Origin of the sequence: Pseudomonas sp. D(2018) (assembly GCF_005502555.1) — a bacterium.
In the GTDB taxonomy this organism is placed as follows: Bacteria; Pseudomonadota; Gammaproteobacteria; order Pseudomonadales; family Pseudomonadaceae; genus Metapseudomonas; species Metapseudomonas resinovorans.
Map to the genome: position 1 here is coordinate 308118 of NZ_SCOK01000001.1, position 22216 is coordinate 330333.

The 22216-nt window shown below is 63.4% G+C and carries 16 protein-coding genes; 7 read left to right on the forward strand and 9 right to left on the reverse strand.

What is annotated here, in order from left to right:
* Positions 1-32: 32 nt before the first annotated feature.
* Both FFS60_RS01295 and FFS60_RS01300 read right to left on the reverse strand, forming a co-directional pair.
* The gene (locus FFS60_RS01295) at positions 33-248 is read right to left on the reverse strand and encodes a hypothetical protein (RefSeq protein WP_137820875.1); all 216 of its coding nucleotides are present in this window, start codon (positions 246-248) and stop codon (positions 33-35) included.
* A 222-nt stretch (positions 249-470) separates the two neighbouring features.
* Positions 471-3368, reverse strand: a complete 2898-nt coding sequence (locus tag FFS60_RS01300; RefSeq protein WP_137820876.1) for an AAA family ATPase — start codon at positions 3366-3368, stop codon at positions 471-473.
* Positions 3369-3698: 330 nt separating this feature from the next.
* On the opposite strand from FFS60_RS01300, the gene FFS60_RS01305 reads away from it, so the two are divergent.
* The gene (locus FFS60_RS01305) at positions 3699-5354 is read left to right on the forward strand and encodes a bifunctional 3-(3-hydroxy-phenyl)propionate/3-hydroxycinnamic acid hydroxylase (RefSeq protein WP_137820877.1); all 1656 of its coding nucleotides are present in this window, start codon (positions 3699-3701) and stop codon (positions 5352-5354) included.
* Positions 5351-6004: a TetR/AcrR family transcriptional regulator gene (locus tag FFS60_RS01310; protein WP_371926346.1), complete on the forward strand. Its 654-nt coding sequence runs from the start codon at positions 5351-5353 to the stop codon at positions 6002-6004. Before FFS60_RS01305 ends, FFS60_RS01310 begins: the two co-directional genes overlap by 4 nt.
* Before the next feature lie 71 nt (positions 6005-6075).
* On the opposite strand, the gene FFS60_RS01315 is transcribed toward FFS60_RS01310, so the two are convergent.
* From FFS60_RS01315 to FFS60_RS01345, 7 genes are all read right to left on the reverse strand, one after another.
* Entirely contained in the window at positions 6076-6444 is a 369-nt protein-coding gene (locus FFS60_RS01315) for a DUF5064 family protein (RefSeq protein ID WP_137820879.1), read from the reverse strand.
* A gap of 82 nt (positions 6445-6526) precedes the next feature.
* Positions 6527-7528 (reverse strand): GTP 3',8-cyclase MoaA, encoded by a 1002-nt coding sequence (moaA, locus tag FFS60_RS01320; RefSeq protein ID WP_137820880.1) that lies wholly within the window; start codon positions 7526-7528, stop codon positions 6527-6529.
* A 52-nt stretch (positions 7529-7580) separates the two neighbouring features.
* A complete protein-coding gene (locus tag FFS60_RS01325; RefSeq protein WP_137820881.1) occupies positions 7581-8552 on the reverse strand; it encodes a fumarylacetoacetate hydrolase family protein in 972 nt (323 codons plus the stop codon).
* 24 nt (positions 8553-8576) lie between these two features.
* Positions 8577-9716: a VOC family protein gene (locus FFS60_RS01330; RefSeq protein WP_137820882.1), complete on the reverse strand. Its 1140-nt coding sequence runs from the start codon at positions 9714-9716 to the stop codon at positions 8577-8579.
* Positions 9713-10585, reverse strand: coding sequence for a 4Fe-4S dicluster domain-containing protein (locus FFS60_RS01335; protein WP_137820883.1), 873 nt, complete (start codon positions 10583-10585; stop codon positions 9713-9715). The genes FFS60_RS01330 and FFS60_RS01335 overlap by 4 nt, the downstream gene beginning before the upstream one ends.
* On the reverse strand, positions 10578-13550 hold the full coding sequence (locus FFS60_RS01340; protein ID WP_218570585.1) for a molybdopterin-dependent oxidoreductase: 2973 nt from the start codon (positions 13548-13550) through the stop codon (positions 10578-10580). Before FFS60_RS01340 ends, FFS60_RS01335 begins: the two co-directional genes overlap by 8 nt.
* Before the next feature lie 244 nt (positions 13551-13794).
* The gene (locus tag FFS60_RS01345) at positions 13795-15030 is read right to left on the reverse strand and encodes an NADH:flavin oxidoreductase/NADH oxidase family protein (protein WP_137820927.1); all 1236 of its coding nucleotides are present in this window, start codon (positions 15028-15030) and stop codon (positions 13795-13797) included.
* 325 nt (positions 15031-15355) lie between these two features.
* On the opposite strand from FFS60_RS01345, the gene FFS60_RS01350 reads away from it, so the two are divergent.
* The 5 genes from FFS60_RS01350 to FFS60_RS01370 all read left to right on the forward strand — a co-directional run bounded on the left by FFS60_RS01350 (position 15356) and on the right by FFS60_RS01370 (position 22211).
* Positions 15356-15970 carry a TetR/AcrR family transcriptional regulator gene (locus FFS60_RS01350; protein WP_137820885.1) on the forward strand — a complete coding sequence of 205 codons (615 nt, stop codon included), beginning with the start codon at positions 15356-15358 and terminating at the stop codon, positions 15968-15970.
* Between the two features lie 87 nt (positions 15971-16057).
* Entirely contained in the window at positions 16058-17146 is a 1089-nt protein-coding gene (locus FFS60_RS01355; protein ID WP_137820886.1) for a VOC family protein, read from the forward strand.
* 175 nt (positions 17147-17321) lie between these two features.
* The gene (locus FFS60_RS01360) at positions 17322-18278 is read left to right on the forward strand and encodes a fumarylacetoacetate hydrolase family protein (protein WP_137820887.1); all 957 of its coding nucleotides are present in this window, start codon (positions 17322-17324) and stop codon (positions 18276-18278) included.
* Positions 18278-20203 carry an acyl-CoA synthetase gene (locus FFS60_RS01365; RefSeq protein ID WP_137820888.1) on the forward strand — a complete coding sequence of 642 codons (1926 nt, stop codon included), beginning with the start codon at positions 18278-18280 and terminating at the stop codon, positions 20201-20203. The genes FFS60_RS01360 and FFS60_RS01365 overlap by 1 nt, the downstream gene beginning before the upstream one ends.
* 124 nt (positions 20204-20327) lie before the next feature.
* Positions 20328-22211 carry a DUF1302 domain-containing protein gene (locus FFS60_RS01370; protein ID WP_137820889.1) on the forward strand — a complete coding sequence of 628 codons (1884 nt, stop codon included), beginning with the start codon at positions 20328-20330 and terminating at the stop codon, positions 22209-22211.
* Positions 22212-22216: the final 5 nt, after the last annotated feature.

The following is a 22216-nucleotide window of genomic DNA, read 5'->3' on the forward strand; positions in this document are numbered from 1 at the left end:
GCCATGTAGAGCGCTCATTGAGGTTGGAGAGGTCACTCGCCGGCCACATCCGCTGCGTCCTCGCAAGCCGCCGACACGAGGTCGGCGGCAATCGATACCAGCAGTTCTTCGGCGGACGAAAACTCGCGCTGACGCCCGGTGACCAGGTTCTCGAGGCGCCCCACGAGGACCCCCGGCGTGGAGTCGCTACGCAACTTCACGACATACGAACGGCGGCTCGGGTACTTGGATTCAGGATTCAGGATCATGGCAGACCAGGGGATCGAGGAAGTTCGGCGACAGCGTAAGCCCGCCCCCCAGATCGAGTCGTAAGCGAAAGGTCAGACTTCGGTCGTGATGGCGCCCACCCGCAGAGATCGTGGCTTGTCAGCGTTGCAGCACTGCGCCCTCGCGCCCCGAAAGAGCCAGTTCAAGCTCATCCTATGCGCGCGATATCAGGGCACCTGGCGATCGAGGGCACCCCTGTCGCCTCAAGCCGAACTGGCCGCCTGCAGCAGCAAACGCCCGCGCTTCGCCAGTTCAGTGCCTTCCGTTTCGGGCAATTGGTCAAGCAGCGCCGCCAGGGTCTGCCGCTCCGCGGCCACGGCGTCGTGGTGCCCGCACAGCTCGACCAGGGCGAGCAGCTCCAGCCACGGGGCTTCCTGGGCGCGCGCCTCCTCGACCGCGCGGCGCACTGCAAGACCACCGGCGTCGGACCGGCCCTGCGCCCGCGCGATCGCAGCCTCCAGCAGCAACAGCTGTGGCAGGTACACGCGCTCGCCCAGTTCCTCCCCTACCCTCAATGCTTCCTGCAACTCAGCCATCGCGCCGTCGAAATCGCCCGCCAGCAGCAGGGCCTCGGCAGCGTAACCGAGCACCTCGCTGGCACCGGAGCGCATGCCGAGCCGGGCGTGTTCTTCGTAGGCCTCGCGGATGCAGCGGTAGCCATCGAGAGGCGCACCATTGCGCGCGTCGGCCCAGCCACGCCACCAGCGACAAGCCGTACGCCCCAGTGCGAGCGAATACTCATCGACCAGCGCTTGCATGTCGTCGGCCAACGCTGCCACGCGTACATGGTTGCCCATCCGCACCTCGATCAGCACCTCGTGCCAGGCGGCGACCAGCCCGGTCATGGGCTGGCGCAGCGCCTGCGCGCGGGCCCGTGCCCGCTGTATATGGACTCGGCCCTGCTGGAGCAGGCCGGAGCGCACCAGCTCGATGGCCAGCATGCCGTGCAGCATGACCTGGGGATCGACCGCGAAGATCTCGTTCGTCCCGATGTCCAACGGCTCAGCAATCGCCAGGGCGCGCTCCAACCAACTGCGGCACGCCTGCGTGCGCCCCTGGAGATGGTGCACCCCGCCATTCACGATGCACGCCGCCAGCATGAGCGCGGGATCGTTCGTTTCAGACGAGAGGGCTTCGGCGCGCTCCGCTACCGCCAGCGCCAATGCATAGTCCCCGCGCATACCCAGCAGATCGCCGAACCCGTGGAGCAGACGACCGCGCATCGGATGCTCGGGGACGTTGGCCAGCAGCGTGTACGCGCGTTCAAACGCATTCCTGGCTTCGCTGCCGACACCGAGCGTATGGAAGGCCGACACGCCCTGCAGCGTGGCCAGGGTGATCTTCAGTGCGTCGCGTTCCAGCCCTTCTGGCGCCTGCTGCAGCAGGACCAACGCACGCTCGGTGAGACCGACGCACGAGGCCGGGCTGAAGTGCAGCAGCGCGGTTTCCGCAGCCTCGGCGTAGTAGCGCAGCGCAATCATTGGCTGCCGGGCCCGGTCGAAGTGCATCGCCAGTTCCGAGGCAGCAACCGGCACGCCGGCCGTTCGCTCGTGTTCGAGGGCAGCGCCAACCTGGCGATGGAGGTGGGTGCGCAATGAGCGCGGCGTGCGGTCGTACAGCACCTGACGGAAGAGCGCATGCCGGAACGAGTAGGGAAGCTCCTCCGCCTCTTCACCTTCGCCAGCGCGCAACCGCATGAGCCACACCTGCTCGCGCACCAGCTCCTCACAGGCGTGGGACAGCGAAGCGAGGTCGCGCTCGAGGACCAGCGAAACCGTCTCAACACGGAATTCGGCCCCGCACACCGCTGCTGCCGAGAGCAGCGCACGCTGCTCCTGCCCAAGTTTGGCGATGTAGTGATCGATGATGGCCGCCAGATTCTCGGGGACCGCCAGATTCGCCAGTCGTGCTTCGATGGTGACGTCGTCGTCGGCTTGGTCCATGACTTCACTGATGACGGACGACACGAACAGCGGCACTCCGTCGGTGCGTTCGTGCAGGGCACGCACGAAGGCTTCATCGCGCGCCAGCGAGGCCGAACGCTGCGCGACATAGTCGGCAACCTCTATCTCCGAGAAGGGATCGAGCACGACTTCCTCGCACAGCCGTTGCAGGCGCAGTTCGTGGCGCAACGAACTGAGCGGATGATCGAGCGCCACCACTTCGGCGACGCGGAAGCTTCCCAGCCACATCAGCCGTGCGCGGCCACGTCGCCGCGCGATGTAATCGATGAGTTGGACAGTCGCCCGATCGCTCCAGTGCAGGTCTTCGGTCACCAGCAACAGCGGCCGCTGCTCCGTGTAGCGGTCGAGCAGTTCGCCCATTTCCCGCAGCATGCGTTCCGGACCAACGCCGGCAAGTTCACGTCGCAATCCGTCTCGCTCCTCGGCAGTGCTCAGCCACGGCAGTTGCAGCAGCCAGGTCGGTGCGACTGTGCGCAGCAGCACCGGCAGCGCGGGGTCAGTCCGGCACAGATCGGCCAGCGCCTCCAGCACCGGCAGGTAGGGCTCGCCGGCGCCGTAGTGCTCCACGCAATGGCCGCGCGCGCAAGCGACGCTGCCAAGGCCGGAGACGAAATGCTCAATCAACGTGGTCTTGCCAATCCCCGGTTCGCCGGCTAGCCAGACCACTGCGCGCTGGCCGCCGCACGCCCGCTCCCACGCCCGATGCAGCCTTGCGACCGCATCGACGCGACCGACGAAGGGTGGCGACGGTTGCCCGTCGGCCGCCGGAGCCACAGTGGGTTCAGGCAGCAACGTAGCGCCAGGCGACAGCGCGGCGATGAAGCGATAGCCCCGCCGCGACACGGTCTCGATGAAGCGCGGCTGCCTGGGATCGTCACCCAGCGCTGTGCGCAGTTCGCTGATGGCGGTCTTCAGTACCGAATCGCTGACATGCCGGTGGCCCCACACAGCGTCAAGCAAAGCATCCTTGCTCAACAGGGCGCCCGGTTGGCGGGCAAGCACGCACAGCAGCATGAAGGGTGTGGGTGCCAGCGCCACGGCCTTCCCATGGTGCAACAAGCAGGCATTGGCCTCGTCGAGTTCGAAGTCGACGAAGCGGATCTGGACTGGACTCGGTTGGAGCTGCGGACGCGCCACGCTTGATTCCTGAAATCTAAGACAAAAACACCGTTGTGCCTCGGCGGCTGGAACCTGCTCCATTGCTCCGATGACAACGCTTATCGACGCGCAAGCCAAGCCTCGCCGGTCGGAAACCTACAGGCCGGCGGCAGGTGAGCGGTCGCGCACGACATCGGTCATCGGACCGTCTTCGGCAGAGACTGCGCGGTCTCGCCCTGGCGGGGGAATGATCCCGCGAAAACATGACAAAAACACCAATATTGAAAAATACTTCAATTTTACATACCTTGACCCTGCCTGACGATGAGACCTCGCGTCTCACGATTTCAATCACAACAAGGGCTCGATATGAACAACAAGAAATGCTCCGCACTGCCGCCGGACGAGGTCGATGTACTGGTAGTGGGCTACGGCCCCGCAGGGGCTACACTCGCCGCACTACTGGGTCGCTATGGCGTAAGCACGCTGGTTCTGGACAAGACCCATGAGGTCTTGCTGATGCCCCGAGCCATTGCCCTGGACAACGAAGCGCTGCGCATCCTGCAACTTGCCGGATTGGCCGAAGACGCTTTCGAGAAGATCGTGATTCCCGAGGTGCGAATGCACTCTCCGGTGCTCGGGCAGTTCGCGCGGGCCAATACAGCGGGGTGCGTCGACGGCCATCCCAAGCTGGTGACCTTCTACCAACCCGACCTCGAGCACGCGATGCGCGACCGGGTCTCACAGCTCGAGTCCGTGACCAGCATGGGCGGACTCGCGCTCGAAAGCCTGTCGGAAGAGCCGGATTGCGTGGTCGCTTCGGTCAAGGACCAGAAAGGCAAGAGACACTTCGTTCGCGCCCGATACCTGGTAGGTGCCGATGGTGCCAGCTCCAGGGTCAGAAGCTTGATCGGCCAGGACTTCGAAGGCGAGACCTATGCCGAAGACTGGCTGATCGTCGACGCCGGCAACCGGCGCCAATCGGCCATCGATCATGTCGAGTTCCTCTGCGACCCCGAGCGCCCCGCTCCGCATATGCCCGCCCCGGGTGGCCGGGAGCGCTGGGAGTTCATGCTGCACCCTGGCGAAACACGCGAGCAGATGGAATGCCCGGAGAACATCGCCAGGCTGGTCGCCCCGTGGGTCGACTCACGGGAGCTGCAGATCGAGCGCAAAGCCGTTTATCGATTCCACGCACGCTGCTGCAACAGTTTCAGCAAAGGACGCATCTTCCTCGTGGGGGATGCCGCCCACATCACGCCCCCCTTCGTCGGCCAGGGGCTCGTGGCCGGGCTTCGCGATGTCGCCAACCTCGCCTGGAAACTCGCCTGGGTCCTGCGCGGTCAAGCCTCGCCTTCGGTGCTGGACACCTATGACGAGGAGCGCCGCCCCCACGCGAAAGCCATGATCGACATGGCCAAGTTGATGGGCCGCCTGGTGATGCCCAGGAACAAGCTGGCCGCCTTCCTGATTCATGGACTGATGCGCACACTCACCTTGACGCCATTTACCCGGAAGTACTTCGAGGAGCTGGAGATCAAGCCGAAGAACATCTTCAGGCACGGCCTATTTGCGCCCCATCTGCGCGGCGACAAACTGATTCGCGGGGGGCTGTTTCCTCAAGCCTGGGTTCGCAACGCTCAGCAGCGGGTGCACCTGAGTGACGAAGCGCTCGGAGACCACCTCACCCTGGTCGGCTTCGGCGTAGACCCGATGTCGCTGCTATCCCCCGCCCAGATCGCCTCCTGGCTCAAACTGGGTGGCAGCTTCGTGCAAGTAGGCGCCTGCGGCCAGCACCCTGGCGGGAACTCCGCATTCATCGAAGATCTCAACCACGCCATCCTGCCGCTGGCGCCCAAGGGCACGCTTGTCGTGGTACGCCCCGACCGCCACGTCATGCACCATGCCTCCGGTACAGAGGCCGCGAAACTGGTTCAAACCTGCATGGACCTGATGGCCAGCGGCGACTCCACGGCCGACAGTGTTTCCTTTACCATCGGCGAGCTTCCCCGATTGAGAGCCTGAGTATGCCCACTCCCCCATCAGACCTGGACGAGAACCAGCCTCTCACGCGAGGCCACAAGAAGCGTGAGCGCACTCGCCGCGGCCTGGTGGACGCGGCGCTGCGCCTTATCGCACGCAAGGAGGTGGGGGAAATCGCCCTGCTCGAAGTCGCCGCCGAAGCAGAAGTATCCAACGGCACCATCTACAACTACTTCCGCACCCGCGACGAAGTGCTGGAGGCAGTGGGAATTACCCTGGCTGCCGAGTTCTCCGACGCCATCTCCGCCCTCAGCGCGAACGTAAAAAGCGGTGCCCAGCGGCTTTCGATAGGCGTGCGCATGTTCATCCGCCGCGCCGCCAACGACCACCAGTGGGCCAATGCACTGCTGCGCATCATTCATTTCGACCAGGCCATTCGCTCCCGGCTGGCCACCCATGTACTTGACGACCTGCGTGAAGGCCTGCGCGAGGGTGCTTTCACCTTTGCGGACGAAGGCATCGCCATGGACATCGTCGTGTCTTGCACAACCGGCGCGATGCGTTCGGTCGTCGAGGGTCGCGCGGCGACGGGGCACGATGTGCTGGTCGCCGAGATGGTCCTCAAGGCTCTGGGCGTTACCCCCGCCAGGGCCAGGAAGATCGCCAGCCTGCCGTTACCCACCATCGCCTGACCCACTCGCGAACCCACTGGGGTACCCGCTTCCGGGCAGGCGCCTGGAAAAACGCTCAAGAATCGCAGAGCTTACAAGCCATCCTTGTCGAGATGATCGAAATCGACGGGTTCACCCGTCCGCGCGCCGAGCTGCTGGCGGATATCCTCGAACATGGCGTCGTAGTCAGTGTGCTCGGGCATGATCGGCCCGACGTTGGGCGGCAGGCCGTGTTTGGCCAATGCCTTGGTTATCGGGCTGGCGAAGTTGAAGGCGGTATCGCGATGCAGATCGAATTCTTCGCAGAACTCGCGCCCCCCGATGGTGCCGACCACCTTGAAATGCATCAGCGCGCCTTCGACCGCGTCGCGGTGGACCTCGTAGAACACGTCGATGTCGAACTCCGGTAGGTGCGGCATATCGAGCGGACTGATGAGATGCAGATGGCCTGGTTTGAACATGCTTGCCCCTTTGGTATGGCAGAACGGATGGACGACAGTTTCTTGGGAGGTAGCGGTGCTTGATGCATCTTGTTCAAGTGGGTCAACCACCGCTGGCGTTCATGAAGCGCAGCACCTGCACCTCGCCGGCAACGCTGAATTCGTGGCGCAACGGCTTGCGCGCCAGGCCGGCGTGGATCGCCTGCAGCAAGGGCACATCGCTTTGCGGATGGCGGCGCAGCAAGGCGCGCAGGTCGATGGCGTTCTCGTGCCCGAGGCACAACAGCAGGCGCCCTTCCACGGTCAGGCGCACGCGGTTGCAGGTGCTGCAGAAGTTGTGGCTGTGCGGTGAGATAAAGCCGATACGGCTTTCAGGGAACTCCTTGAGGCGCACATAACGGGCCGGTCCGCCACTCTGTTCGGCACTATCGAGCAGGCTGTAGCGCTCGGCGATACGCTCGCGCACCCAGTCGCTGGAGCAATAGCTTTCGCCACGCGACCGCCCCACCTCGCCCAACGGCATTTCTTCGATAAAGCTGATGTCCAGACCGCGGTTCACCGCATAGTCGACCAGGTCGAGCACCTCGTCGGCATTGCGCCCCTGCATCACCACGGTATTGAGCTTGACCCGGGCAAAGCCGGCGGCGCTCGCCGCGTCGATGCCGGCCAGCACCTGGGCCAGGTCGCCGGTACGGGTAATCGCCTGAAAGCGCTGTGCATCCAGGCTGTCCAGGCTGTCCAGGCTGATATTGAGGCGCTTGACCCCGGCATCGGCAAGCGGTTGCGCCAGCTTGACCAACTGCGAGCCGTTGCTGGTCATCACCAGTTCGCGCAGCCCCGGCAAGGCGGCGATCTGCGCGCACAGTTGGACGATGCCTTTGCGCACCAGCGGCTCGCCGCCGGTGAGGCGGATCTTCTTCACCCCGTTGCGCACAAACAGCGCCGCCAAGCGATACAACTCCTCCAGGGCGAGTACCTGCTGGCGCGGTAGGAACGTCATGTCCTCGGCCATGCAGTAGACACAGCGGAAGTCGCAGCGATCAGTCACCGACATGCGAAGGTAATCGATGCTGCGACCGAAGCCATCCTGCAGAACGCTATCCATCACACTGGGATGAATGCGGCCGGACGCAGGCAGAGCAGCCGTTCGGCCACGGTCATGCCGACACCACCCGCGTGCGCTGCTGGCCGAGATCCAGGGCGCCGTCGTCGGTACGGATGCTCAGGGCCATGACATCGCTGGGCTTTAGGTAGAGCGGGTTCTTCTTCGCCTTGGCGATGAAGGCCTTCCATTTCCCGGCATCGGACATGAAATGCTTGAGGATGAACATGACCAGTTTGCCGGGTGCCTTTGCGGCGCAACCGGCCGGCGTCCCGGTCGCCACCAGGTCACCGGCGTGCATGCCGTGCAGCGAGGCGAGTTCGGTCAGCGTCTGATGCGGCTTGAACAGCATTTCGCCGCAGTAGGCCTGCTGCCGGGCGATGCCATTGACCGTCAGGGTCATCTTGAGCTCGCGCCAGCGCTGCCACTCCTGGGGTTCGAGCAGGAGCAGCACCGGGCCGACCGGACCAAAGGTCTGGTAGCTCTTGCCCTTGTAGAACTGGCCCTGAGGCAGTTGGACATCGCGGGCCGAGATGTCGTTGACGATGGTCACGCCGGCCAGGACCTCGTGAAGCTTGTCCGGCGTGACAACCTCACCGGGAACCAGATCGCGCCCGAGGACCAGACCCAGCTCAATCTCGTAGTCCAGCAGTTTCACGTGGGAGGGGCGCACTACGTCGTCGTACGGGCCGCTGATGCAAGAAGGCGCTTTGGTGAAGATCGTGTTGAACGGGAAGTTCTTCGGATCGAGGCCAGACTCCCGCACATGGCTCTCGTAATTGACGCCCTGGCAGATGAACTGCTGGTTCGAGGTGACCGGAGGCAGGACGCGGACGCTGCCCAGGTCGAGCGTTGCCTGGGCTGGCGTGAGCTGACGGGCGGCCTCGCGGCCGTTCCGGATGAGGTCGGCGGTGGTCGGGTAGCTGCCGTCCAGCGGTGCGACCTTTTCGCCGAAGACGACCCCCCAGCGGGGATCGGCGTCGGCCGGTGCGTTGGCGGGGATGAAGCGAATAAGGGTGATAGCCATGGATCAAGTCCTAGTGTGTCGATTTCAGAGCCAGGGACGCGCCGGGGTATCGAGCGTCTTGCCGATGATCCGTAGCTTGGCCAGACTCAGGCGCCCCTGGCGGATCAGTTTCAATGCGCGCCAGACCAGGCCAAGCGACTTGGCCGGGAAGATCGCCTTGGGCGCGTCGTCCCCCCAGGCCCAGATGCTGCCCGTCGAGAACGGCACGTAGCGCGTCTCGTGATCGGCGGTGAATACGTCGCCATCGGTGTAGTGCTCGAAGTCGAAGCCGTCCGCGTCTTTCCAGTAGTCGAAGAGCTGGCTGCCGAGCAGGTGCCGGCCGATGCCCCAGAAGTGCTTGTGGCCACGGGCATGCATGACTTGCTGCCCCTGCCCCAGGGCGTCGAGGTCGATCACTTCCCAGGCGCTGTGTTCGTAGCGCGGCTGCAGAGCGCTCGCCATGACGAAGGTATGGTGATCCGCCGGCTGGTCGCCCAGGTCCAGACGGAAGAACGTGACCAGCGGCGAGCCGTCCTCCAGGTACTGCACGTCCGTCGGAATGAGGCCGAGGTGGCGCATGTACCACTCGGACATCACCTCGAAATTGCTGGTCTGGTAGACAACGTGCCCCAGGCGACCGACCAGTGCCGGCTCGATGGGCGAACGGACCGTGCGGTTCACCCGCTGGATCTCGCCCAGTACGTTCATTTCCCGATGGATCGGCGGCCGGGTCGGCAATGCCGGCACCGAACCCCAGTCGGTGATCAACCACAGTTCAGTGCCGTCCGGGTCATTGAGTGTGACGCCGCGCCCGCCGCCAGGAATGCGCTCGGGCGATAGCGGCTTGGCATTGCTTTCGCGTTCCAGCCGCGCGAAATCGGTATCGGTCGGAACCACGAAGACCGAGCCGACGAAGCGCGAGGTTTCAGCTTTGGTGGCGACCAGGATGGCCGGCGCAGTCCCGGCGCCGCGCATTACCAGTTGCTCCGCGGTGCGCGACACCGTCACCAGGCCGAAGTCGTTCCAGAAGCGCTCAGCCTCGGCGAGATCCTTCTTTTCGAAGCGCAGGAAGGCCAGCTGCGTAGCCTTCTGCCAGGCCTTTGGCCGGACCAGCTTCTTGACGTGGGCGGGTGCCGCGCTTTCCGGATATTCCGGCGGCACGCTCAGTTCCTGGGTGTGATTCATACGGTTTGCTCCTCAATGCATTCCTGATGGCTGCTCACCAGCCGGATCTCGCCGAGATAGAGGCTTTCGTCGATGTCGCAGTCGCGCTGCGCCTCGCCCAGGTCGTGGCGGACTTCAATGCGATAGCCGCCACTTTTCTTGGCCAGGCCGCCAAAGCGGAAGTCGCCAAAGGCGTCGCTGTGGGTGACCGCGATTGATTTCCCGTTCTGAAGAAGCGTGACTTCGGCACCGGCGACGCATTCGACCACGCCGTCAACGCTGGCGCTGAGGCTGCCGCCGATGAAGCAGGTGTCCCAGCGCTCCAGGCCCCGGTAATAGACTCTGGGTTTGGCCTTCAATTTGGGCAGCAGGACTTGCAAGCCTTCCTGGCGTGCCTTCTGCTGCATCGCCACGTCGTCCAGCTTCACGGCCTCGAACACGTCCGTCGGACACACTTGCTGGCAACGCGGGCCTTTCCAGCCGTCGTCGAGCAGATGGGCGTCGAAGATCCAGGTCTGCGGCAGCTGCTGCTCCTCGTTCCAGACGATGGCCCTGTAGGGGCAGGAGCGGACGATGTCCTTGCGCCCCTTGGCCTTCACCGGATCGATCACGACGATGCCATCGGCACGCTTGCTGATCGCGTCGCCGCCGACCTTCATGCACGGCGCATCGTCGCAGTGGTTGCACATCACCGGCAGGTAGGTCGTCTCGACCATCGGCGCCGCCCCCTGCACTCGCCGCAGGATGCGGATCGGTGCCTCGTCGGCGAGGGAGGCCGGGGCTGCATAGCCCGGATAGTCGTTGCCAACGTGTTCGTCCCGCTCGGCGAGCACGCAGTTGTAGCAGTTCTCGCAACGCCCCACGTTGATGATCAGGTTCCACTTACTCATGAGCGACTCCCACCACGGCGCGCAGGTGCTTGAACGCCTCGGCGCCTTGCCATTTTTCGATCTGCACCAGGCAGGAGTTCGGGCTCATGCTGCTGGTGCCCTGGGTTTGCGGCCGATCCGGGGTGAGGATGTTCAGGCAGCCGCCGATTTCCACCGTTTCGCCGGCCACTTCCAGCATCTGGAACTCGGCGCTCGCTTCATAGGACTTGACCACCCCCGGCACCACCAGGGCCGATACATCGGCGGCGCAAATCACCGCCCCGCGGTCGTTGTAGATCTTGACCAGGTCACGATGGGCGATGCCTCGGGCTGCCGCGTCGCCAGGGCTGATGCGCAAGAGCCAGAAATCGTGGTCAAGGATGCGGGCACGATGATCCGCCACTCGACTGGTCACGCCGTTCTTGCCATCGCTGGAGGTGTGGAAGCTGTAGCGCGAATGGGTCGCGATCATCTGCAGCGGATACTTGCCGACCAGCTCGGTCGTCCCCAGGCCTTCCCAGGAGGGGATGTAGCGGTTGAGCGCCGGCCGGTCGGGATTGTCCTTGGTGTGGCGCTTGAGCGTTTCGGGAACGAACTCCAGCTTGCCGCTGGGCGTCTGCAGGCCCTTGCCAAACTCTTCGGCCCACTGCGACGGCAGCGGAAACGGCTCCGGCAGATCCTTCTGACGGCCTTCGGCGAACCAGCGCATGTCCACCGGGGGGCGCAGTTCGGGCCTTTCCGGCGGTACGACGTAATAGCCTTTGCGGCAGAACTCGCGCCAGGAAATGTGATCCGGCAGGTCGGAGGAGTCGAATACCCGCTTGACCCAATCGAGCTCGCTGCAACCTTCGGTGAACACCCCACCCAAGCCCAGGCGCTCGAGGATGGCCGCGAAGATGTCGTAGTCCGAACGCGACTCGCCGAGCGGTTCGATGCACTTGTGCTGCAGCGTCACGAGGCGGTGATTGACCAGGGTGTAACCATGGTGGGCATAACCGCCTGAGTTGCACCATTCGCCGATGTCCCAGCGTTCGAGCTGGGTGCAGGCCGGCAGGATAATGTCGGCGAACTGGGCCTCGCCCTCCATCCAGATGGACTGGTTGACCACGAACTCGATGCTGTCATGGCGGTAGGCTTCGACCCAGCGGCCGGATTTCGTCACTGTGCTGAATGACGAGCCACCGTAGCGGTAGATCATGTGGATGGGCGAGTAACCCGCCATCGGATAGGTGAAGGGGGCGAATTGCGCCTCCTGCGACATGCCGTCCCACAGATAGCCCGTGGCATGGCCATTGATGATGGCGTCAGGCAACTGCTGCCTGGGCACCAGTTGCTTGACCGGGTTCATGGTCAGGATGTGGGGCATGCGCTGGTAGTTGTTCACCGCGTTGCCGGTCCACGTCAGTTCGCCGGAGATGCCACCGTCGGCATAACCGGGGAAGTAGAAATGATGGTCCACCGGCGAGCCGATCTGCAGGCAACCAAAATTGACCCCGGGTTTTCCCCAGCCCTGCATGGCCATCATCATGATCATGCAACGCGCCCACTGCTGCCCGGTCGCGCCGCGGCCGGCGCCGCCAAAGCCAGCCCCGGTCATGCCGGTCGCCAGATAGACCTTGCGGTTGCCCCACTTGCGGGCCAGCGCGCGCACGTCCTTGGCCGGCACGCCGGTCTCCCCTTCCTGCCACTCGGGAGTCTTGGGGATTCCATCGGTTTCGCCCAGCAGGTAACGCTTCCACTCGTCGAAGCCGGTGGTGCGTTTCGCGACGTAATCCGCGTCATACAGGCCTTCGACGGCCCACACATACATGATGGCGGTCGCCAGGGCGGCATCGGTCTGCGGGCGGATGGGAATCCAGCGCCCGCCGAGGAGCTGCGCGGTGGGGTTGTTATGCGGATCGATATGAACGAACTCGATGCCCAGCTCCTTGGCCCACAGGCGGCGGGTCGTACCCTCGAAGCCGGCATAGGCGCCGTTGGTGCTCTCCGGGTCGCAGGACCAGAAGACCATCATCTCGGCTTCCTTCAGGCAGTCCTCAACGGCGCCATAGCCGGCCGGCACGCCGACGCGCATGGAGTTGCCGAAATGGTGCATGGCGCCCCAGTACCAGCCCTCCCAGCTGTCCGGGTTGGCGGCGACGCGGGTGAAACCGATCAGGTTGGCGAAGCGCATCAGCGAGCTGAGGTAATAGCCGACATTGCCCCACTGGTGGTGGGACGACATCGGGAAGGTGATCGAGCCCGGGCCGTGGACGCGCTTCTGCCGGTTGATTTCCTTGGCGACGATGCCGAGCGCTTCATCCCAGCTGATAGGCACATAGCCCGACTTGCCGCGGTTCTGCGGGTTGCGCTCGCCGTCCGGGTCGAAATCGACCCGCTTCATCGGGTGCAGAATGCGCTTGTCCGAATAAACCAGGGATTTGAGCGACAGGGCATGCGGCGCCACCAGGGCTCGGCGTTTGGGACGGAAGGTCTTGCCGCGCGCCTGCAACTCCCAGCTCGGCGCATCCTTCTCATCCAACTCCAGCGGCGTGACGCGCTGGATGCGCCCACCCTTCACGTAGATGAACAGCGGGCCACCGTTGGTGCAGGTGGTGTAGCGCCGGGTGCCGTCGCGCATCGGCCGACCCATCTCCAGCCCAACCGTCTGGCTGAGGTTGAGCGTCTGGGTGAACCACACCACCAGAGGGTCCGGACCCTTGGCGACGACCTTGAAGTTCTTGGCGGCGTGGACGATCTCGCCCATATCCGGGTTGGGCGAGAGGAATTTCAGCGCCGTCGGCAGGTCCTTGAACAGCATGCTGACATCCGCCTCTGCCGCCTTGCCAACGCGCGAGAACACTTTACCGCCGCGGATTTCCAGGAAGCGGCCGATGCTGCCGTCCTGAAGGCCGATATAGGCGGTGCAGTTTTTCTGTTTGAGCCGGGCGTGAAATTGCGGATGTTTGCGGGCAGTGAAGCCGAGTACCTTCGGTAAAGCGAACAATATTGTTTTTAGAAGAATTTTTTTCATTCAGGTTGCCACTGGTGTTTGGGTTTCGAGGCACTGCAGCAGGACGACTTCTCGGCGCCACTGCGTCCTGTTTGCGGGGCGGTTCCCTCCATCCGGCGATTGCCGTCCGCCCGCTGGGCTCACACGCCGGGGAAGGCCGGCTCCCTGGGTTGATTGCTTGAGAACGCATCGCCTCCCGACGGGCTGGGACAGATGGGCCGGGCGTTTCGAGTGGCCACTAGGCTTGGCCAATCCATTGCCTGTAGCGTTTCGCCTGACGACGAGACTTCAGCTGGTTGCCAATCAAGGCCACCAGCGGTGATGTCCCGGGTCGAGTTCGTTTCCCCTGGCTCAGTAACCCGAGCTGTTTCTTGACCACTGAAGCCAGAGCAAGGGATGCCAACGCCCTGTTCTTCCAGCGGACGACGATGGGCTCCACTTCGGTGTCTTGTCCCTCTTTCCACTGGTTTGGCAGCGTCGGCTCAAGCGCCAGCGCGGTGGCCAACCCCACCATCGCTACCGAACTGTTCACGACCCGCTCGGCAACCGCTCTGCGCCGCACCCCACCCGTAACCATCAGGGGCATGCGCGCCACCGCCCCTATCCTTTCTGCGAATTCGAGGAAATACGCCTCCCGGGCCAATCGACTGCCGTCACGGGGCTGTCCCTGCATGGCCGGACTTTCGTAGCTCCCACCGGACAGCTCAACCAGATCGACGGGCATGGCGTTGAGCATTTCCACCACACGCAACGCATCCTCGGTCTCGAAGCCCCCCCGCTGGAAATCCGCCGAATTGAGCTTCACCGCCACACAGAAGGTCGGCGCCACGCGCTGGCGCACCGCGTCGATGGTTCGCAGGAGAATCCGCGCGCGGTTCTCCAGAGTGCCGCCCCAGGCATCAGCGCGTTTGTTGGTCAAGGGCGAGAGAAACTGACTGAACAGGTAGCCATGCGCGGCGTGAATCTCCACCCCCGTGAATCCTGCGCGCTCGGCCAATGCCGCCGTGCGGGCATAGCGCTCGATCAACGCCTCGATCTCGCGCTCACTCAGCGCCCTGGGCGGCGCAAAGGCCTTGGACAGACCGGGAATGTCGACCGCCACAGCCGACGGACCTCGCGCCGGCTGCCCCAGCGCAGCCAGCACCTGCCGACCGGGATGATTGATCTGCATCCAGGCCTGTGCGCCGTGACTACGGCAGGCATCGGCCCATGACCTGAACTGATCCAGGAACAGGTCGGACTCGAGCACCACGCCAGCCGGTCCAGTCAGGGCATGGCGGTCGACCATGACGTTGCCGGTGATGATCAGGCCAGCCCCACCTTCCGCCCAACGCCGATACAGTCTGACCAACCCCTCTCCCGGTGCGTGATCCGCATCGGCCAGGTTCTCCTCCATGGCCGCCTTGGCAATGCGGTTTGGAATCACCGCGCCATTGGGCAATCGCAGCGGTTCGAAGAGCGTTGAGCTGGTCATGTTCTGTCCTTCAGCAGATGAAAAGTCGGCAAGCACGGTGCTCCTTCGGGCTTTTCGCCCCTCTGAGGTACGTCCAGCCGACAGCCGGGTGGCCCAGTCGATGGGTGAGCCAGAAACGCCAAGAGCTGAACACGCGTGTTCAATCATGTCAATACGCAGGTCCTCATAGACCTTCACAAACACCGCTAATCCGCTCATGAAGCCCATCAAACAGGGCTTAGAACATTCTCAACTTTGAAAGACAGGTTCTCCATTCAAAAACCATGTTGACGACAACAGAACACGCGTGTTCAATCTAGCCATGAGCAATCCTGGAGGAAAAAGCGTGGAATCCCTGAATCCCACACAGCGCCGCATTCATCAGGCCGCCTTTCGCCTATTCGCTGCAAAAGGCACCTCCCAAGTGAACATCCTTGACCTTGCGCAAGAGGCAGGAGTCGCGCGCGGAACCATCTACAGCAACGTCGAGAGCATGGAGAGCCTGTTCGAGACGGTCGCCGGCCACCTCGCAGGGGAGATGCATGAACGTGTCAAGAAGAGCTTCGACACCCTCTCCGACCCGGCTCAACGCCTTGCCAACGGCATTCGATTCTTCATTCGTCGCGCTCACGAGGACTCCCAGTGGGGGGCGTTCATCCATAAGTTCGCCATGAGCAATACGTCGTTGCGCGAAATGTTTGCCAGCCAGGCGACTACAGACCTCCTGAGCGGACTCTCCAGTGGGCGATACAGGTTTCAGCAGGAGCAATTGATCTCAGTCATGACACTGATTTCGAGCAGCGTCCTGGGCGCTATTTTCCTGGTGCTGGAAGGGCACAAGACGTGGCGCGAATCAGGCTCTGACACAGCCGAGCTAGTGCTCCGGGCTTTGGGTGTGCCGCCAGAGGAGGCTCGTGCGTTGGCGACCGAAGAGTTGCCCGCACTTCCTGCCCTCGACTGATCTCGTAACCGACCCGACCCAACAACACCCCTGGCATTTCAGGGGTGCGGGATCGGCTTTGCTCCAAAAAACCGGACAACAAGAACAATGAGCAGCAGAACTGAAATGCCCCGGCTGACGACGCAGCAACCTGCCCGTCATCCCGCGCCCACGGCCAAGGCTCAACGCCTTGCTCACCTGATCTTCGAGCGTCCTGACCTTGATGAGGCGGCACGCTTCCTGACCGACTTCGGTCTGACGGTCAGCCATCGGGATGCCGATACGCTCTATCTCCGTGCGGCCGCACCTTCGCCCTACTGCTACCGCATCCATCGCGCGGCGCAGGCGCGTTTTCTCGGTTTCGGACTGGAGGTTCGCAGCCTGGATGACCTGAACCACCTGAGCCAGCTCAGCAGAGCTTCTTCCGTCGAAGCGTGCATGCATCCCGGTGGCGGAATGCAGGTCAGGCTGGTTGACCCCTCCGGATTCATCGTCGAAGCCATCTACGGGCAGGCCCCTTGTGAAGCTCTGCCGCATAGAGCCGCCCTTCTGCTGAATCTGATCGAGCATCCGCGAGTCAACACCACTCAGCGGCCGCCGGTAGCGCCGCCGGACGTCCTGAAACTCGGCCATGTCGTTGTGGAAGTCGCTGAGTACCAAGCGACCTGTGCCTGGTACGCGCAGCATCTGGGGTTCATTCCCAGCGACGTACAGGTGCTCCCGGATGGCTCGCCCATCGTCACGTTCCTGCGCCTGGACCTCGGTGAGACTCCCGCCGATCACCATACCCTCGCCATCGCCCAAGGCTTCATGGCGGCCTATAGCCACAGCGCCTACGAGGTCGTGGATGCCGATGCAGTGGGTATGGGACAGCGCGTCTTGCGGGAACGGGGCTGGCGTCACGCCTGGGGAATCGGCCGCCACATCCTGGGCAGCCAGATCTTCGACTACTGGCAGGACCCCTGGGGCGACAAGCACGAGCACTGCTGCGACGGCGACATCTTCACCGCCACAGAACCCGCTGGCATTCATTTCGTCAGCCCCGAGGCCATGGCGCAGTGGGGGCAACGCATGCCCAAGAGTTTCACCAAGCCCACGCTGAGCCTGGCCAGTTTGCGCGCGCTGTTCCGCAACCTGCGACGCAGCCCGGACCTGTCGCTGCGCAAGCTGATAACCCTCATGCGGATGTTCGGGTAGAGGTCACGCCATGTCGGGCAATTCAACCTGGTTAGGCCGGCGGCATCTGCTCAAAGCCGGTGCCTTGATCGCCGGCGGCTCACTGGTCTACCGCTTCGCCGGCCCCAATCCAGAACAACACCACAGTCATCGCGCCACCGAGCTCGAGACAAACGCTGCTCCAGGAGTGCCTTCAATGTCTGCTGTACATGTAGTCCGCTTTGAATATCAGAACGGTATCCACTGGGGCGTGATACGCAAGGGCCGTATCACCGTCGTCCCCGGTACCTTTGAAACCACCGGTGACTTCATTCGCCAGAACAGCATCGATGAGCTCGCTCAAGTGAGAGGTACCGAGCTGGATGAGGGCGAGGTGAAGCTCCTGTCGCCGCTGACACGCAATCAGCAGTTCGTCTGCCAGGGCGCCAACTACCGTCAGCACATGATCGAGTCGGGCATGGACCCTGACGCGAAGAAGTACAACATGATCTTCACCAAGGCGACGAGTTGCCTCGTGGCGGCGGACAGCGACCTGATCAAGCCGCGCAACGTGCGTTTCCTGGACTACGAGATCGAACTTGGGCTGGTGATGAAGCGCGCGATCAACGGCGCCGTTGCCGTTACCGACGCCAACCTGCATGAGTTCATCGCCGGCGTCGTCATTGTCAACGACTACTCGGCCCGCGACATCCAGATTCCCCAGATGCAGTTCTACAAGGGCAAGAGCTTCCGCACCTTCGGCCCGGTCGGTCCCTACCTCTGCCTGCTGGATGCCAAGGACATGCATTACCTGAAAGACCTGCAGCTGCGCCTGACGGTCAATGGCCAGGTGCGTCAGAGCGACAGCACGGCCAACCTGGTCTACGGCCCCGCTGAAACCCTGACCGAACTGTCCTCCGTACAAGATCTCGACGCCGGCGACCTGATCGCCACCGGCACTCCGGCGGGCTGTGCGCTGTCGATCCCCTCCCCCGCCAAACAGCGCATCGCGGCCCTGCTGCCGGAAGCCACCAAATGGCAAATGTTTCTCAAGGCCCAGGAGAGCCGGCCGCAGTACCTCAAGCCTGGCGACGTGGTCGAGGCGCGCATTCGCAGCGCGGATGGCGTGATCGACCTGGGTGTGCAACGTAACCGAGTCGTGGGGGAAGCCTGATGACCGTGCAGTGCCTGAACGACATCAAGGAGCTCGAGCGAGTCCCCCTATCGGAGCGGGGCCTGGCTTCCAGTACTTATGAAGCACTGAGACGCACCGCCGAGCGCACCCCGGATGCGCCCGCGCTGAGCTTCTTCGCCGACGCCACACACTTCAGGAACACCCACGACTGGAGCTATTCCGAGCTCTTCGCGGATATCACTCGCGCAGCGAATGCCTTCCATGACCTGGGCATTACGCCCGGCGAAGTGATCGCCTTCATCCTGCCCAACCTGCCGGAGACTCACTTCACCATCTGGGGGGGCGAGGCGGCGGGCATCGTCATGGCGATCAATCCGCTGCTGGAGGCCGGGCAGATCGCCAGCTTGCTGCAGGCCGCCAAGGCGACTGTAGTGGTTACGCTCGCGCCGATGCCAGGCAGCGACCTGTGGCCCAAGCTGGCCTCGCAACTGGATCAGCTGCCCTCGATCAAGCACATCGTTTGGGTCAGCATGGAGCCTTATGTCGGCAAGGCTCAAGGCGAAGCCCTCCGCTCCCTGGCTGAGAAGGAGCGCGAACTGCGCAAGGGTACCGAGATCCATGATCTTCGCGCGCTGATGGACGCGCAGCCCGGCACGCACCTCAAAAGCGGCCGGCAAATCCGCCCCGAGGAGCGTTCCTCTTTCTTCTGCACCGGCGGCACGACCGGACTGCCCAAGATCGCCACCCGAACTCATGGCTCTGAAGTGTTCAACGCCTGGGCCATGGCCGCCCACCTGGCCCCCCGCAACAATGGCCAGGTCATTTTCTGCGGACTGCCGCTGTTCCACGTCAACGGACAACTGGTGACGGGTCTGATGCCCTGGACCCTCGGCGACCACGTGATTCTCGGTACGCCGCAAGGCTACCGTGGCGAGGGCGTGATCGCCCGATTCGGAGAGATGGTGGAACACTTCGGCATCAACTTCTTCTCCGCCGTTCCCACCGTTTATGCCGCGCTCCTGCAGACCGAGTTGTCGGACCGCGATCTGTCCAGCCTGCGCTATGCGTTGTGTGGCGCCGCACCGATGCCGGTCGAACTCTTCCGCGAGTTCGAGCAGCGGACCGGAGTGAAGATCCTCGAAGGCTACGGCCTTACCGAAGGCGCCTGTGCGTCCTCGGTCAATCCTCCCCATGGCGAACGCCACGTTGGCTCGATCGGGATACGAATCGCCTACCAGGATATGCGCGCCGTCGTATTGGATGATGCCGGAGCCTACGTGCGCGATGCAGAGGTGGACGAGATCGGCGTGATCACCATCAGCGGCCCGAACCTGTTCGACGGGTATCTGGACGAGAGCCATAACCGCGGCGTCTGGATCGATATCAACGGCCAGCGCTGGCTGAACACGGGTGATCTGGGTCGCCAGGACGAGCAGGGCTACTTCTGGCTGACCGGCCGCAAGAAGGAACTGATCATCCGCGGCGGCCACAACATCGATCCCAAACAGATCGAGGAGGCCCTGCAGGCCCATCCGGCGGTCGCCATGGCCGCGGCAGTGGGCAGCCCGGACGCCTACTCGGGCGAAGTTCCCGTGGCCTTTATCCAACTGCGCCAGGGGCAGGCTTGCACCGTGGAAGAACTGCAGGCGTTCGCCAGTCACAACATCAGCGAGCGGGCCGCCGTGCCCAAACGAATCGAAATACTCGACGCACTGCCGCTGACTGCCGTGGGCAAGATTTTCAAGCCTGCCTTGCAGCAGCAGGAGGTTGCCAGGGTAGTTCTGCAGGAAGTCGAACACCTGGGGCTGTCCGGCATCACGGTGGAGGTCGTTCAGGACAGTCGCCGTGGACTGGTCGCCTGCATCCGAGGTTGCGCCAACCAGGAAACCTTGGCCCCTCGTCTTGGGCGTTACAGCTTCCAGGTCGAGTGGCTGCCAGCAACCGCATCGACTTCCACGCCGTAGCCGGCAGCACTGCCAGCGTCGACGCAGAGCCTATGCATTCCCGTCAGTTCCACCTTTAGCACCGGAGTCAGTACCGCAAATCCCTGTCAGTCAGCGTGCAAAACAACAACAAGAGGTAGCGAACATGAGCAACACGCGATTTACCTGGCGGCGCGCCCGCCTACCGCTGGCCACTGCGCTGGCCGGCAGCCTGGCCACGCCAGCGTTCGGCCTGAACTTCAACCTCGGTGAGATCGAAGGGCAATTCGACTCCTCGCTCAGCGTCGGCGCCAGCTGGGCACTGCGTGGCGCCGATCCCGAGCTGATCGGCGCCACCAACGGCGGCAAGGGCGATGCCAGCGTCACGGACGACGGCCGACTGAACTTCAAGAAGGGGGAGACCTTCTCGAAGATCTTCAAGGGCATCCACGACCTCGAGCTGAAGTACGGCGAGACCGGGCTCTTCGTGCGTGGCAAGTACTGGTACGACTTCGAATTGAAGGACGAGAGCCGCCTGTTCAAGGACATCGACGACAGCGGTCGCAAGGAAGGCGCCAAGTCTTCTGGCGCCGAGTTGCTGGATGCCTTCGTCTATCACAACTACGTGATCGGCGAACTACCCGGCATCGTGCGCCTGGGCAAGCAGGTGGTCAGTTGGGGCGAGAGCACCTTTATCCAGGGCGGGATCAACAGCATCAACCCGGTGGACGTGTCCGCCTTCCGCCGCCCCGGTGCCGAGATCAAGGAAGGCCTGATCCCGGTCAATATGTTCTACCTGTCGCAGAACCTGACCGAGAACCTGACGGCCGAAGCCTTCTACCAGTTGGACTGGCAGCAGACCGTGGTGGACAACTGCGGCACCTTCTTCTCGCAAAGCGACTTCGTCGCCGATGGCTGCCAGCCGCTTACGGTTGGCCCGAATCTCAGTGCCAACCCGCTGGCCCAGGCCGCCCTCAGCCCCTTCGGCATAAGCCTGGGCGCGGAAGGCATCGAGGTGCCGCGCGCTGCCGATGACGATGCGCGCGATGGCGGCCAATGGGGCGCCGCCTTACGCTGGTTCGTGCCCAGCCTGGATACCGAATTTGGCGCCTACTTCCTCAACTATCACAGCCGTCAGCCCTACGTCAGTTCTATCTCCAGCCCGAACGTCACCGACCTGTCCGTCGTCCCACAGCTCTGCGCCAACGTCGGCATCGTCGACCCTGCGGCCTGTGCCGGCGTCGCCGGCTCGGCCATTGGCCAGCAGTTGATCGGTGCCTATCGCCTTGGCACCTCGCAGTATCAGGTGACTTACCCGGAGGATATCCGCCTCTATGGCCTGAGCTTCGCCACCACCCTGCCGACCGGCACCGCCTTGTCCGGGGAAATCAGCTACCGACCCAACCTGCCACTGCAACTCAACGGCAACGATCAGGTCCTCGCCGGCACGGGCATTACCGCCGTCTCGCCGCTGCTCTCCTCGGGGACTTATCAGGCGACGAATAATGGGCTGGTGCAGGGTTATCAACGCAAACCCGTGACTCAGGCGCAGATCACCGCCGTGCACTTCTTCGATCAAGTCATGGGGGCCGACCGCCTGACCCTGGTCGGCGAAGTCGGCATGGTGCATGTCGGTGATCTGGAAGGCCGAGGCGGCCTGCGCTATGGCCGCGATGCGGTGTTCGGCCAGGGCGAGTTGCTCCCGGAAAACAACCTGTGCCTTACCAGCTCCGCCACGCCGCAGAATTGCAACGACAAGGGTTTCCTCACCACCACCTCCTGGGGCTATCGCGCACGCGCGATCTGGGAATACACCAACCTGATTCCGGCGGTGACCCTCAAGCCGAACCTGGCCTGGTCCCACGATGTTGACGGTTATGGTCCCGAGCCGGGCTTCAACGAAGGCAGCAAGGCCATCAGCCTGGACGTGGATGCCGAGTACCGCAATACCTACAACGCCAGCCTGTCATACACCGATTTCTTCGGCGGCGATTACAACACCAGCGTCGATCGCGATTTCATCGCGCTCAGCGTCGGCTTGTCCTTCTGAGCAGG

Coding starts and splice junctions, on each gene's coding strand:
- FFS60_RS01295 (WP_137820875.1), bottom strand. CDS start 248: ATGATCCTGAATCCTGAATCCAAGTACCCGAGCCGCCGTTCGTATGTC.
- FFS60_RS01305 (WP_137820877.1), top strand. CDS start 3,699: ATGAACAACAAGAAATGCTCCGCACTGCCGCCGGACGAGGTCGATGTA.
- FFS60_RS01315 (WP_137820879.1), bottom strand. CDS start 6,444: ATGTTCAAACCAGGCCATCTGCATCTCATCAGTCCGCTCGATATGCCG.
- moaA (WP_137820880.1), bottom strand. CDS start 7,528: ATGGATAGCGTTCTGCAGGATGGCTTCGGTCGCAGCATCGATTACCTT.
- FFS60_RS01325 (WP_137820881.1), bottom strand. CDS start 8,552: ATGGCTATCACCCTTATTCGCTTCATCCCCGCCAACGCACCGGCCGAC.
- FFS60_RS01330 (WP_137820882.1), bottom strand. CDS start 9,716: ATGAATCACACCCAGGAACTGAGCGTGCCGCCGGAATATCCGGAAAGC.
- FFS60_RS01335 (WP_137820883.1), bottom strand. CDS start 10,585: ATGAGTAAGTGGAACCTGATCATCAACGTGGGGCGTTGCGAGAACTGC.
- FFS60_RS01345 (WP_137820927.1), bottom strand. CDS start 15,030: ATGACCAGCTCAACGCTCTTCGAACCGCTGCGATTGCCCAATGGCGCG.
- FFS60_RS01355 (WP_137820886.1), top strand. CDS start 16,058: ATGAGCAGCAGAACTGAAATGCCCCGGCTGACGACGCAGCAACCTGCC.
- FFS60_RS01360 (WP_137820887.1), top strand. CDS start 17,322: ATGTCTGCTGTACATGTAGTCCGCTTTGAATATCAGAACGGTATCCAC.
- FFS60_RS01365 (WP_137820888.1), top strand. CDS start 18,278: ATGACCGTGCAGTGCCTGAACGACATCAAGGAGCTCGAGCGAGTCCCC.
- FFS60_RS01370 (WP_137820889.1), top strand. CDS start 20,328: ATGAGCAACACGCGATTTACCTGGCGGCGCGCCCGCCTACCGCTGGCC.